The organism is Delftia sp. DS1230 (genome assembly GCF_040112715.1).
GTDB lineage: Bacteria > Pseudomonadota > Gammaproteobacteria > Burkholderiales > Burkholderiaceae_C > Comamonas > Comamonas tsuruhatensis.
This window is the reverse complement of the sequence record NZ_CP157763.1, coordinates 1,721,611-1,735,179: the sequence shown is the minus strand read 5'-3', so window position 1 is coordinate 1,735,179 and position 13,569 is coordinate 1,721,611. Positions and strand designations below refer to the sequence as shown.

The 13,569-nt window shown below is 67.1% G+C and carries 11 protein-coding genes; 5 read left to right on the top strand and 6 right to left on the bottom strand.

What is annotated here, in order from left to right; translation table 11 throughout:
• Positions 1-15: 15 nt before the first annotated feature.
• From AAN986_RS07810 to AAN986_RS07795, 4 genes are all read right to left on the bottom strand, one after another.
• Complete coding sequence (locus AAN986_RS07810; RefSeq protein ID WP_277848829.1) at positions 16-1,785, bottom strand: methyl-accepting chemotaxis protein; 1,770 nt, start codon at positions 1,783-1,785, stop codon at positions 16-18.
• A gap of 128 nt (positions 1,786-1,913) precedes the next feature.
• On the bottom strand, positions 1,914-4,301 hold the full coding sequence (parC, locus tag AAN986_RS07805; RefSeq protein ID WP_016447621.1) for a DNA topoisomerase IV subunit A: 2,388 nt from the start codon (positions 4,299-4,301) through the stop codon (positions 1,914-1,916).
• Between the two features lie 39 nt (positions 4,302-4,340).
• Positions 4,341-5,222 carry a lytic transglycosylase domain-containing protein gene (locus AAN986_RS07800; RefSeq protein WP_047219396.1) on the bottom strand — a complete coding sequence of 294 codons (882 nt, stop codon included), beginning with the start codon at positions 5,220-5,222 and terminating at the stop codon, positions 4,341-4,343.
• Positions 5,223-5,227: 5 nt separating this feature from the next.
• Positions 5,228-7,210 carry a DNA topoisomerase IV subunit B gene (locus tag AAN986_RS07795; protein ID WP_016447623.1) on the bottom strand — a complete coding sequence of 661 codons (1,983 nt, stop codon included), beginning with the start codon at positions 7,208-7,210 and terminating at the stop codon, positions 5,228-5,230.
• A 191-nt stretch (positions 7,211-7,401) separates the two neighbouring features.
• On the opposite strand from AAN986_RS07795, the gene AAN986_RS07790 reads away from it, so the two are divergent.
• The 5 genes from AAN986_RS07790 (at position 7,402) to bamC (ending at position 11,521) form a co-directional block, all read left to right on the top strand.
• Positions 7,402-8,607: an MFS transporter gene (locus tag AAN986_RS07790; protein WP_174538866.1), complete on the top strand. Its 1,206-nt coding sequence runs from the start codon at positions 7,402-7,404 to the stop codon at positions 8,605-8,607.
• A 1-nt stretch (position 8,608) separates the two neighbouring features.
• On the top strand, positions 8,609-8,758 hold the full coding sequence (locus tag AAN986_RS07785) for a hypothetical protein (protein ID WP_164474689.1): 150 nt from the start codon (positions 8,609-8,611) through the stop codon (positions 8,756-8,758).
• A gap of 67 nt (positions 8,759-8,825) precedes the next feature.
• On the top strand, positions 8,826-9,395 hold the full coding sequence (locus tag AAN986_RS07780) for a class I SAM-dependent methyltransferase (protein WP_047219397.1): 570 nt from the start codon (positions 8,826-8,828) through the stop codon (positions 9,393-9,395).
• A 75-nt stretch (positions 9,396-9,470) separates the two neighbouring features.
• Positions 9,471-10,367 carry a 4-hydroxy-tetrahydrodipicolinate synthase gene (gene dapA / locus AAN986_RS07775; protein ID WP_016447627.1) on the top strand — a complete coding sequence of 299 codons (897 nt, stop codon included), beginning with the start codon at positions 9,471-9,473 and terminating at the stop codon, positions 10,365-10,367.
• 41 nt (positions 10,368-10,408) lie between these two features.
• Positions 10,409-11,521, top strand: coding sequence for an outer membrane protein assembly factor BamC (bamC, locus tag AAN986_RS07770; protein ID WP_016447628.1), 1,113 nt, complete (start codon positions 10,409-10,411; stop codon positions 11,519-11,521).
• Positions 11,522-11,734: 213 nt separating this feature from the next.
• Here the strand turns inward: bamC and AAN986_RS07765 are convergent, their stop codons facing one another.
• Together AAN986_RS07765 and AAN986_RS07760 are read right to left on the bottom strand one after the other, a co-directional pair.
• On the bottom strand, positions 11,735-12,025 hold the full coding sequence (locus AAN986_RS07765; protein WP_074920994.1) for a hypothetical protein: 291 nt from the start codon (positions 12,023-12,025) through the stop codon (positions 11,735-11,737).
• 385 nt (positions 12,026-12,410) lie between these two features.
• Entirely contained in the window at positions 12,411-13,541 is a 1,131-nt protein-coding gene (locus tag AAN986_RS07760; RefSeq protein WP_047219399.1) for a cupin domain-containing protein, read from the bottom strand.
• Positions 13,542-13,569: the final 28 nt, after the last annotated feature.

Here is a 13,569-nt window from a genome sequence, read left to right as displayed (position 1 = left end):
CGTGCTCGCAGGCGGCTAGAAACTCTCCCATTGGCCATCCTCGGCTGCCGGTGCGGCGGGCCGGGGCGCCGAGGCCAGCTTGGGCGCCGCCTCCCTTGCTGCGGCAGGCCGCGCGGCAACCGGCCCGACAGCCGCAGGCGCCACGGCTGCTGCCGGCCGCCTTGGCGCTGCGGCCGCGCTGTGCGCAGTGCGCACCGCCGGCGCAGCCTGCCTTGCGAGCGTCGTCGGCGAGGGCGCCAGGTGCGCCACCTTGAACACCGCCACCGTCCGCGACAGCTGCTCGGCCTGCTCACGCAGGCTTTGCGCCGCGGCCGCGCTTTGCTCGACCAGGGCCGCGTTCTGCTGCGTCATCTGGTCCAGCTGTCCCACGGCCTGATTGACCTGGGCCACGCCCGCGCTTTGCTCCGAAGAGGCCGCCGTGATCTCGCCGATGGTGTCGGCCACGCGCTGCACGGACTGCACGATGCCCTCCATGGTGGTGCCGGCATCGCCCACCAGGCGGGCGCCGTCCTCCACCCGTTCCACCGAAGCGCCGATGAGCTGGCGTATCTCCTTGGCAGCCGCCGCGCTGCGCTGGGCCAGCGTGCGCACCTCGCTGGCCACCACGGCAAAGCCCCGGCCCTGCTCGCCGGCGCGGGCCGCCTCCACGGCGGCGTTCAGCGCCAGGATATTGGTCTGGAAGGCAATGGAGTCGATGACGCCGACGATGTCGGCAATCTGCCTGCTGCTGTCGTTGATGCCCTTCATGGTCTCGACCACCCGGGCCACGACCTCACCCCCGCGCTGGGCCACCTGTGACGCGCCCGCCGCCAGGCTGCTGGCCTGCTGCGCACTGCGGGCGCTTTGCTGCAGCGTGCTGGTGAACTGCTCCATGGCGGCTGCGGTCTCCTGCAGGTTGCTGGAGGTCTGCTCGGTGCGCACGGACAGGTCGTGGTTGCCGGTGGCAATCTCGGCACTGGCGATGGCAATGCTGTCCGTGCTCTGGCGCACCTGCTGCACCATGCCCGACAGCGATTCGCTCATGGCCTGCAGCGAGCGCAGCAGGTCGCCGAATTCGTCAGCGCGCTGTGTCTGTCCCTGCGCCGCTGCGCTCAGGTCGCCTGCGGCAATGCGTTCGGCCAGTTCCCTGGCCTGGGCCAGGGGACGGCGGATGCTGGCAATCAGGAAATGGGCGCCGATGACGATGCACAGCAGCAGCACGCCCACGGCCGCAGCGGCAAAACCCACGGTGAGCCTGCGCGAGGCTGCCGTCTCTTCCTGGCTGCTGCGCACCACCTGCTCCTGCATCTGCACGAAGTCGCGCAGCGACTGCAGATAGGCATCCACGGCAGGGTTGTAGGATTGCTTGACCAAGGCCAACGCCTGCTCCTGCCGGCCATCGGCCTTGAGCTGGCGTGCCTGGGCACGCAGTTCGATCATGGTCTTGCGGGCTGCCGCAATCCTGGCCATCTGCGCCTTGTCTGCGTCGGACAGGGGCATGGCTTCCAGTGATTTCTGCACCTCGGTGATCCGCGCCGAGGTGGCGCTGATCACGTCCTTGAACTCGGCCTCGACGGCAGCATCACTGCTGACCACCAGGGCCTGGGTGCGGGCCGCATTGGTTTCGGTCAGCCCCATCCAGCGCACGGCGGCCTGGACCCGCGCCTGCATCTCCTGGGTGACGGCCTCGGACCGGGCCTGGACCTGGGCCGAGCGATAACCCGACAAGCCGACCACGCCCACCAGCGCCACCACGATGGCGGCCACGGCAAGCCACAGCTTGTGTGCCATGCGAAGTCGCAGCATATCCAGTCTCCCTCATGTTGGAAGACTCCATGTTGAGGCCTGCAGCAGGGCCCGGAGGCCGGAAAAACCCAGAGAAAACCCCTGATCCGCCCCTTTCGCGAAAGGCATTGCAGGGGCAGCTGCGCTCTTTACTCCACGCGCGTCACGCTTTGCGGCTTGAAGCCCAGGTCGGCCGACTTGCCCTTGCGGCCGCGCGTGCCACGGGCATTGTTGAGACTGCGGATCTCCAGCGTCTCGCTGCGCTCCTTGCCGCCGCGGCCCAGGCCATCGATGCGGATGCTGCGCGTGTAGGCGGCAGCGCCCGCCAGGGTGTCCTTGTCCTCCAGATCGAGCAGCATCAGCCCGCGACCGCCCTTGGCCATGTGCTTGAGGCTGGCGATCTCGAAGGTGAGGATGCGGCCGCCCGTGGAGGCGCAGATCACATGCGTGGCCGGCAGCAGCAGGCCCGCGCCCTGCTCGCCTTCCTGCGGCTCGGCGCGTGCGCCCATGGGCACGCCGTAGGCCGTGGACGGGGCGCACAGCGTCTCGCCGTCGGCCAGCGTCACGAAGGCCTTGCCCGCCTTCTGGCGCGAGACCATGTCGCCCACCATGGCCACGAAGCCGTAGCCGCCCGACCCCGACAGCAGCAGCGCCGTTCCTTCGGCTCCCGCGAAGTAGTACAGGATCTGGGTGCCGGCCTCCAGCTCGATGAGCGTGGTCACGGGCTGGCCATCGCCGCGCCCGCCGGGCAGCTGCGACACCGGCACCGAATAGACCCGGCCATTGCTGCCGAAGGCCAGCAGCTGGTCCACCGTGCGGCACTCGAAGGTGCCGTGCAGGCTGTCGCCGGCCTTGAAGCTGAGCGTGCCCGCATCGACGCCATGGCCCTGGCGCGTGCGCACCCAGCCCTTGTCCGAGATGATGACCGTCACGGGCTCATCGACCACCTTGACTTCGGCGACCACCTTCTTTTCTTCCTGGATCAGCGTGCGGCGCGCATCGGCGAACTGCTTGGCGTCGGCCTCGATCTCCTTGCAGATCAGGCGGCGCATGACGCTCTCGCTGCCCAGGATGTCTTCGAGCTTGCCCTGCTCGACGCGCAGTTCCTTGAGTTCCTGCTCGATCTTGATGGCCTCCAGCCGCGCCAGCTGGCGCAGGCGGATTTCCAGAATGTCGTCGGCCTGGCGCTCGGACAGCGCAAAGGCATCGATCAGCGCCTGCCTGGGCTCGTCGCTGGCCCGGATGATGGCGATGACCTTGTCGATGTTCAGCAGCACGGCCTGACGGCCTTCGAGGATGTGGATGCGGTCCAGCACCTTGGCCAGCCGGTGCTGGCTGCGCCGCGTGACCGTGGTCTGGCGGAAGGCGATCCATTCCTCGAGCATCAGGCGCAGGCTTTTCTGCACCGGCCGGCCATCCAGGCCGATCATGGTCAGGTTGATGGAGCTGGACGACTCCAGGCTGGTGTGCGCCAGCAGCGCCGTGACCAGCTCCTGCTGCGGCACCTTGCCGGTCTTGGGCTCGAAGACCAGGCGCACGGGCGCATCCTTGCTGGACTCGTCGCGCACGCCATCGAGCACCGCCAGCATGCTGGCCTTGAGCTGGGTCTGTTCCTGGCTCAGCGCCTTCTTGCCGGTCTTGACCTTGGGGTTGGTGATGTCCTCGATCTCTTCGAGCACCTTCTGCGCCGAGACGCCGGGCGGCAGCTCGGTCACCACCATCTGCCACTGGCCGCGCGCCAGCTCCTCGATCTTCCAGCGCGCGCGCAGCTTGAGGCTGCCGCGCCCCGTGCGGTAGGCATCCTGGATGTCGGAGGCGCTGCTGATGATCTGCCCGCCGCCCGGATAGTCGGGGCCGGGGATGATCTGGAACAGTTCCTCGTCGCTGAGCTGCGGCCGCTTGATCAGGGCCACGCAGGCGTCGGCCACCTCGCGCAGGTTGTGGCTGGGGATTTCCGTGGCCAGGCCCACGGCAATGCCGCTGGCGCCGTTGAGCAGGGCGAACGGCAGGCGCGCGGGCAGCTGCTGCGGCTCCTGCGTGCTGCCGTCGTAGTTGGGCACGAAGTCCACCGTGCCCATGTCGATCTCGTCGAGCAGCAGGCCCGTGATCTTGGACAGGCGCGCCTCGGTGTAGCGCATGGCCGCTGCGCCGTCACCGTCGCGGCTGCCGAAATTGCCCTGGCCATCGACCAGCGGATAGCGCTGGTTGAAGTCCTGGGCCATGCGCACCAGCGCGTCGTAGGCCGACTGGTCGCCGTGCGGGTGAAAGCGACCCAGCACATCGCCGACCACGCGCGCGCTTTTTACGGGCTTGGCCGCCGTGTTGTGGTTGGGGCCGCTGTAGCTCAGGCCCATGCGGTCCATGGCATACAGAATGCGCCGCTGCACGGGCTTGAGGCCGTCGGTGACATCGGGCAGTGCCCGGCCCTTGACGACCGACAGTGCGTATTCAAGGTAGGCGCGCTGTGCGTACTGGCCCAGGTCCAGGGCATCGCCGGCCGCCTGTTGGGCCAGATCCAGAGTGTTTTGATCGCTCATGAAGAAATTCGTGATCTCAATAAATGCAGTGAAGGCCGCTCATCGCGGCGATGGCAGCCCTGTGGACAAGGTCATCCGTATCCGGGGCGCTGTGCCAGGCTGTGCCGCCACCGCAGGCGCTGCCTGGCCCGCACGCTGGCGCCCGCCCTGCAGCTGCTCGTAGATACCGAGCACGGCCTTCACGTAATTGCGGGTTTCCTGATAGGGAGGAATGGCCTGCCCCGCACGCCGCACGGCACCCTCGCCCGCGTTGTAGGCGGCCAGCACCAGGTCCAGCCGCCCGGGGAACAGCCCCATCAGATGGTTGAGGTAGCGCGCGCCGGCCGGCACGTTGACGGCCGGGTCGGCCAGTTGCTGCTGCACGCTGCGCTGGCGGCTGGCCTCCACGCCGAAGCGCTGGGCCGTGGCGGGCATCAGCTGCATCAGGCCGACTGCGCCCTTGGGCGAGATGGCCTGCGCGTCAAAGCCCGACTCGACGGCAATCACGGCCTTGAGCAGGTCGCAGTCCACCCCCGTGTGGTCCGCCGCCTTGCGCAGGTGGCCGCGCACGCTCTTGTAGCGCGGCGAGATGTCGAAGAAGCTTTGCATCCGCGTGCTCGCCTGCAGCCTGCGCCCGGCATCGCTGCCGCCGTCATCGTCGGCAGCGGCCTCGGCTTCCACCAGCGGGGGCTTGAGTCCCTGCTCGGTGCTGTCATACAGCGAGCCGCGGAAGTAGAGCTTGTAGCGCTCGTCCAGCGCCTGCGCGGCGAAGTGCGTGATGCCGCGCTCGTCCACGAAGGCCCAGAGATCGGCATGCGCGGGCTGCGCCCCCCCCCACAGCGCCAGGGCCGCGCCCAGCGCTGCAAGCGCGCGCGCGGCAGCGGCGCGCGCAGGGTGCGGGCGGTGCGGAAGGTGCTGTGGGGCAGCCGGGCGCAGGGGCATGGGGATCAGATATCCACTTCGATGGCGTCGCCGTGCAACTCCATCAGCTCGCGGCGCGCCGCAGCCTCGCCCTTGCCCATCAGCTTGGTGACGACCTGCTCGGCCGCCGCAAAGTCCAGATTCATGAACTGCACGGGCAGCAGGCGGCGCGTGTCGGGGTTGAGCGTGGTTTCCCACAGCTGCTCGGCATTCATCTCGCCCAGGCCTTTGAAGCGGCTGATCTGGCATTTCTCGCGCGGCACGCCATCCTTGGCGGACTTGTCGAGGATGGCGGTCAGCTCGCCCTCGTCCAGCGCGTACATCTTGGCTGCTGGCTTCTTGCCGCGCGCAGGCACATCGACGCGGAACAGCGGCGGAAGCGCCACATGGATGTGGCCGGCCTCGATGAGCTTGGGGAAGTGGCGGAAGAACAGCGTGAGCAGCAGCACCTGGATGTGCGAGCCGTCCACGTCGGCATCCGAAAGAATGCAGATCTTGCCGTAGCGCAGGCCGGACAGGTCGGGCGTGTCATGGGGGCCATGCGGGTCCACGCCGATGGCCACCGAGATGTCGTGGATCTCGTTGTTGGCGAACAGGCGGTCACGGTCGACTTCCCAGGTGTTGAGCACCTTGCCGCGCAGGGGCAGCACGGCCTGGGTTTCCTTGTCGCGTCCCATCTTGGCGCTGCCGCCGGCCGAGTCGCCCTCGACCAGGAAGACCTCGTTCAGGCTCAGGTCGCGGCTTTCGCAATCGGTGAGCTTGCCGGGCAGCACGGCCACGCCCGAGCCCTTGCGCTTTTCGACCTTCTGGCCCGCCTTCTGGCGGGTCTGGGCGGCCTTGATGGCGATCTCGGCCAGCTTGCGGCCCCATTCCACATGCTCGTTGAGCCACAGCTCCAGCGCAGGGCGAACGTAGCCGCTGACCAGGCGCACGGCATCGCGCGAGTTCAGGCGCTCCTTGATCTGGCCCTGGAACTGCGGGTCCAGCACCTTGGCATTGAGCACGTAGCTGGCGCGCGCGAAGACGTCGTCAGGCATGAGCTTGACGCCCTTGGGCAGCAGCGAATGCATCTCGATGAAGGCCTTGACCGCCTGGAACAGGCCGTCGCGCAGGCCGCTGTCGTGCGTGCCGCCGGCCGTGGTGGGGATCAGGTTGACATAGCTTTCGCGCAGCGGCGCGCCATCCTCGGTGAAGGCCACGCACCAGGCGGCGCCCTCGCCTTCGGCAAAGCTGTCGTGGTTGCGGTCGGCAAAGCCCTCGCCTTCGAACAGGGGGATGACGGCCTCGCCATGCAGGCTTTGCTGCAGATAGTCGCGCAGGCCGCCCTTGAACTGCCAGGTCTGGGTGTCGCGCGTCTTCTCGTTGACCAGGGTCACCGACACGCCGGGCATGAGCACGGCCTTGCTGCGCAGCAGATGCATCAGCTCGCCCATGGGCAGCTGGGAGGATTCGAAGTAGCGGGCATCGGGCCACACGCGCACGGTCGTGCCCTGCTTGCGTTCGCCCGCGGCCAGCGGCCGCGATTGCAGGGGCTCGACCACGTCGCCGCCCGAGAAGGCGATGGTGGCCACCTTGCCCTCGCGGTGGATGCAGGCCTCAAGGCGCGTGGCCAGCGCATTCGTGACCGAGACGCCCACGCCATGCAGGCCGCCCGAGAAGCTGTAGGCGCCGCCTTTGCCCTTGTCGAACTTGCCGCCCGCATGCAGGCGGGTGAAGACCAGCTCCACCACGGGCGCCTTTTCCTCGGGGTGCATGCCGAAGGGGATGCCCCGGCCGTCGTCCTCGACGCTGTAGGAGCCGTCGGAATGCAGGGTGAAGCGGATTTTCTTGCCGAAGCCGGCCAGCGCCTCGTCGGCCGCGTTGTCGATCACCTCCTGCAGCACATGCAGGGGGTTGTCGGTGCGCGTGTACATGCCGGGACGCTGCTTGACGGGCTCCAGGCCCTTGAGCACGCGTATCGAGCCTTCGGAGTATTCGCTGGCGGAAGTGGGAGATGGTTTGACTGCCATGGGGGCGGATTGTAGTGCGCGGCCCGGCTCAGTGCTGGATACATTCACAGTCATTGACATTGACTATCCCGAAAAGGCCAGTGCCGCCAAGGGCTACGAAGTGCCGCGCTGGCGCATGGGCGACCCACGCGTCGCAGCGCAAAACCCGGAGTTTCGCTAAAGTTTGCCGCATGCACAAAAACAACCAACCCATGTCCATGGTGCAGATACTGCTGTGCGGGGGCGCAGTCGTGACGCTGTCCATGGGAATCCGGCACGGCTTCGGCCTGTGGCTGCAGCCCATCACCCAGGAGATGGGCTGGACGCGCGAGTCCTTCGCGCTGGCCATTGCCATCCAGAACCTGTCCTGGGGCGTGCTCGGCATCTTCGGCGGCATGCTGGCCGACCGCTTCGGCGCCTTCCGCGTGCTCCTGGTGGGCGCGCTGCTGTATGCGCTGGGCCTGGCCGGCATGGCCATGGCGCCCACGACAACCTGGTTCGCCCTGACGGCCGGCGTGGTGATAGGCGCAGCCCAGGCCGGCACCACCTATGCCGTGATCTACGGCGTGCTGGGCCGCCAGATTCCCGTGGCGCGGCGCAGCTGGGCCATGGGCGTGACGGCGGCGGCGGGCTCCTTCGGCCAGTTCTTCATGGTGCCCGTGGAAGGCAGCCTGATCTCGAACTTCGGCTGGTCCAACGCCCTGCTGCTGCTTTCGCTGTGCGCCCTGATGATCATTCCGCTGGCCTTCGGCCTGCGCGAGCCGGGCTTCACGGCCGGCAATACCCGACCCGTGCGCGACCAGAGCGCGGGCCAGGCCGTCGCCGAAGCGCTGCGCACGCCCAGCTTCGTGCTGCTGACGGCTGGCTACTTCGTCTGCGGCTTCCAGGTGATGTTCATCGGCGTGCACATGCCCAGCTACCTCAAGGACTACGGCCTGGCACCGCAGGTGGCCAGCATCTCGCTGGCGCTGGTGGGGCTGTTCAACATCGTCGGCACCTACGTGGCCGGCAACCTGGGCCAGCGCCTGCCCAAGCGCTACCTGCTGTCCACCATCTACTTCACGCGCTCGGTGGTGATCGTGCTCTTCCTGCTCGCGCCGCTGACGCCCTGGTCGGTCTACATCTTCTCGGCCGCCATGGGACTGCTGTGGCTGTCCACCGTGCCGCTGACCAATGCCACCGTGGCCCAGATCTTCGGCGTGCAGCATCTGTCCATGTTGAGCGGAATGGTGTTCTTCAGCCACCAGGTCGGCAGCTTCCTGGGCGTCTGGCTGGGCGGCTATCTGTATGACCACACGGGCAGCTACCAGGTGGTGTGGTACCTGGCCATCGGCCTGGGCGTGGCCGCCGGCCTGCTGAACCTGCCGATACGCGAAGCCCCGGTGGCAAGGCCGCGTGCGGCGCAGGCGGCGGCCTGACATGACGACAGCCATCACGCCCCGCCCACAGCTGCTGCGCAGGCTGGCGCTGTGGGCCGCCGTGCTGCTGGTGCTGGGCCTGGTCTTCATGCTCTATCTGCAGCCCGAGTTCATGCTGGGCATGGCCGACCAGCTCTGGGCCTGCTTCTGAAATTGAAGCGCGGCAAAGGCCTGGCGGCACAATGGCGGCCGCTTTCAATTCATTTCCGAAATTTCACATGCACGCAGCCACGCCGCCTTCGCCCTGGATCCAACGCTGGTCGCATCTTCTGGCACCCGAGGCCACCGTGCTCGACGTGGCCTGCGGCCCTGGCCGCCACATGCGCTGGTTCCATGCACGCGGCCATGCAGTGACGGGCGTGGACCGCGACGCCCAGGCCCTGGCCGGCCTGCAGGGCGTGGGCGAGCTGCTGTGCGCCGACATTGAAAACGGCCCCTGGCCCCTGCCCGGCAGGCAGTTCGGCGCCGTGGTCGTGACCCACTATCTGTGGCGCCCGCTGTGGCCGTCGCTGCTGGACAGCGTGGCCCCCGGCGGCGTGCTGCTGTACGAAACCTTTGCCCAGGGCAACGAGGCCTTCGGCAAGCCTTCCCGGCCCGATTTCCTGCTGGCGCCCGGCGAGCTGCTGCAGGCCTGCGCGGGCTGGCACATCGTGGCCTACGAGCACGGCCAGCTGGGCGAGCCCGATCGCGTGGTCCAGCGCATCGCGGCACTGCGCCCCGATGCAACAGGCCGGGAACCCGTGGCCATGCTGGCGCATCAGAAGGCGTCAGGCTCTGCAATCGCCTGAATCCCTACAGGCGACCGCCTTGGGCCTGCCTCCGACACTCGTTAGAATGATCCTTTCCCGTTTTTTCTTGCGGACATGACATCCTCCTCCGTCGCTCTCACTGGCAGCATCGTTGCCCTCATCACGCCCATGCACGAGGACGGTAGTGTTGACTACCCGGCGCTGCGAAAACTCATCGACTGGCATGTGGCCGAGGGCACGGACTGCATCGGCGTGGTGGGAACGACAGGCGAATCCCCCACCGTCAACGTGGAGGAACACTGCGAAATCATCCGCGTGTCCGTCGAGCAGGCTGCGGGCCGCGTTCCCGTGATGGCCGGCTGCGGCGCCAACAGCACGCACGAGGCCATCGAGCTGGCCCGCTACGCCAAGAAGGTCGGTGCCGACAGCCAGCTGCAGGTCGTGCCCTACTACAACAAGCCCACGCAGGAAGGCCAGTACCAGCATTTCAAGGCCATTGCCGAAGCGGTGGGCGACCTGCCTGTGGTGCTCTACAACGTGCCCGGCCGCTCGGTGGCCGACATGCAGCACGACACCGTGCTGCGCCTGGCGCAGATCCCCGCCATCATCGGCATCAAGGAAGCCACGGGCAACATCGAACGCGCCCAGTGGCTGATCCGTGAAGTGCCCGAAGGCTTCGGCGTGTACTCCGGCGATGATCCGACCGCTGTGGCACTGATGCTGTGCGGCGGCCACGGCAACATCAGCGTCACGGCCAACGTGGCGCCGCGCCTGATGAGCGATCTGTGCAAGGCGGCCCTGGCCGGCGACGTGCGCACCGCCATGGACATCCAGATGCGCCTGATGCCTGTGCACAAGAACCTCTTCGTCGAGGCCAACCCCATTCCCGTCAAGTGGGCCGCAGCCCGCCTGGGCCTTTGCGGCCCGGCCATGCGCCTGCCGATGACACCCCTGAGCAAGAATCTGGAAGCCACCGTGGAAGCCGCCCTGAGCTCCGCTGGCCTGCTGTGAGGCGCCCCGCCCCACCGACCGAACGCACCAAGGATATTCGCGTGAAACAGCCCATTGCACGTCTGAGCCTGCTGAGCCTGGCCATCGGCCTGACAGCCTGCACGACCACGTTCCAAGAGAGCAAGATCGACTACAAGAGCGCCGGCAAGCAGCAGGCGCCCACCCTGGAAGTCCCGCCAGACCTGACACAGCTGTCCACGGACTCCCGCTACGCCGTGCCCGGCGGCGTGGTCTCCGCCGCCGCCATGGAAGCCAACTCCAAGGCGCAAAAGCCGGCAGAGGGCCGAACGGCCACCGCCGCCCTGGGCGATGTGCGCATCGAGCGCAATGGCGAGCAGCGCTGGCTGGTGATCAAGCGTCCGGCCGACCAGCTGTGGGAGCCCGTGCGCGACTTCTGGCTGGAAAACGGCTTCATCTTCACCACCGAAGACCGCCAGCTCGGCATCATCGAAACCGATTGGGCCGAGAACCGCGCCAAGATCCCGCAGGACGTGATCCGCAAGACGCTGGGCAAGGTCTTCGACGGCCTGTACTCCACCAGCGAGCGCGACAGGTTCCGCACCCGCCTGGAGCGCTCGGCCGACGGCTCCACCGAGGTCTACATCACGCACCGCGGCATGCAGGAGGTGTACACCAGCGCCCAGAAGGACCAGACCATCTGGCAGCCGCGCCCCTCCGATCCGGAACTGGAAACCGAATTCCTGCGCCGCCTGATGGTCAAGCTCGGCGTGAGCCAGGAGCAGGCCGACGCCGTGGCCAAGGCCAACACCACCACGGCAGCCGCCACCGGCAGCGTGCGCATGGAATCCGCCAACGGACAGCCCGTGCTGCAGATCGACGAAGGCTTTGACCGCGCATGGCGCCGTGTCGGCGTGGCCCTGGACCGCACGGGCTTCACCGTGGAAGACCGCGACCGCAGCCGCGGCATCTACTTCGTGCGCTATGTGGCGCCCGATGCCAAGGTCGAGCCCAAGGGATTCTTCAGCAAGCTGTTCAGCCGCTCGCCCGACGCGGCTGCGCCGGTCAAGTACCAGATCCAGGTGCGCAGCGAGGGCGACAAGTCCACGGTCACCGTGCTCAACACCCAGGGCCAGCCAGAGACCTCGGCCAATGCCCAGCGCATCGTGCGCGTCATCACCGACGACATGAAGTAGGCGATCCTCACGTCGGGATTGAGGCGGCAGCCGCCGCCCTCGCCTGCAGCCACCGCGCATTCACTTGCCGGTGGCTTTTTTGCATCCGGGCCGTCGTGCATAGACCATGGATATGCATGACCGGGCCCCGATGGACGAAAAAAAAACCGCAGCCAGAAGGATGCGGTTTTTTCGCAGCACAAGCCTAAGCCTGTGCCATCGGCGAAGGCCGGATTACTGCTTGGTGGCTTCCTTGGCGGCAGCGTCGGCAGCAGCCTTGGCGGCGTCTGCAGCAGCAGCGTCAGCAGCGGGAGCGGCAGGTGCAGCTGCGTCAGCGGCAGGCGCTGCGGGAGCAGCTGCGTCGGCGGCGGGAGCAGCAGGAGCGGCTTCTGCGGGAGCAGGAGCTGCCGGTGCGGGAGCTTCAACAGCAGGAGCGGGAGCGGGGGCCGGAGCCTCTTCCTTCTTGCCGCAAGCGGCCAGAGCTGCAGCAGCGATCACGGTAGCCAGGATCAGAGAGTTCTTCATCACAGTTTCCTAGAGAGTAGGTAAGAAGACAGTAAACAGGAGGGCCCCGCCATTGCGACACCGGATGCAGGCAACCGGAGCGCTACGGCCAAGCCGCGTCAAAACATTCATTCGACTCGCGTCAGATTATAGGGAGGTTTTCCCGAAGCTGACCGAAACTGACAGCCTCAGAACAATTCCGCACAAATCCTCTTGCAAAGTCCGGATGGGGCAGTGGATTGACTGCCTTGACATGCACTGTGTAACAAAAGCAGGTGGCTGTCAATTTACTGACGGGCTCAAGACAATTCTTTACAAATCTAACGAAGTCCGCCCTTGTTCAGCAGCATGCTGTCAACAGTGAATGCCCGAACTTAGCATGCCTGTGGCGCAGCGTCTACCCGGTTCAGGACAGCTTGCCGCCACGCACCCAGCCTGCGTCAAACCATGAGGACAGCAGCTCCAGCGCATCGTCGCTGGCCTTGGCCAGATCGGTGCGCGACAGCGCGCGCGTGTCGGCCAGCTTGCGCATCAGCGTGGCATCGCGGCCACCGGCCAGATAGCTTTCTCCGTTGATGAAGATGTGCCTGGTGTCATACATCATGCGGGTGCGGCGGTCCAGGACCACGCTCTCGAACATGCCGTTTTCCTCGCCATGCTCGAACCACACATTGGCCTTGGGCTCGGTCATGTACTCGCCCAGAGCGCGCTCCAGCGCCAGCGGCTCGGCCAGCGCGCGTTCCAGCGACTTGCGGGCGAAATCGTGCAGGCTGGCGGGAATCTCGCCCGGGGCTTCGACGGCCGGCTGGTCGGGATCGCGGTAGACGACCGGCACTTCGGGCTCATCGGGCTCGTCGGACATGCGCAGCAGCAGCTCGCGGGCCAGTTCGTCGCGCGCGGGCGAGCGAAAGCCGATGGAGTAGGTCATGCACTCGCCTTCGGCGATGCCGTCATGGGCCCACTTCGGGGGCAGGTAGAGCATGTCGCCGGGCTCGAGCACGAATTCCTCTTCCGGCTCGAAATGCGAGAGCACCTTCAGCGGCACATCGGGCTGCAGCGACAGGTCCTTCTGGCGGCCGATGCGCCAGCGCCGGCGGCCATGGGCCTGCAGCAGGAAGACGTCGTAGCTGTCGAAATGCGGGCCGACGCCGCCCTGGTCGGTGGCAAAGCTGATCATCAGGTCGTCCAGCCGCGCCTCGGGCACGAAGCGGAACTGCTGCATCAACTGGTGCACGCCGTCGTCGTGCAGGTCCACGCCCTGCACAAGCACGGTCCAGCCGGGCTTTTGCAGCGAAGGCAGGCTGCGGCGCGACAGCGGGCCGTGGCTGAGCTTCCAGCTGCCGCCGTCGTGCTGCTGGATCAGGCGCGATTCCACCCCGTCCTCGCCTGCCATGGCCAGCAGCCTGGCGCGCGGAATCAGGGGCTTGAAGCCCGGGATCGCCTGGCGCACCAGCAAGGGCTTCTTGTGCCAGTGGCGGCGCATGAATTGGGAAGCGGTAAGCCCGCCCAGCAGGGCAAGCGGGGTGTTGGTGTCCATGGAATGGTCCGAAATGAGCAGAAAGACA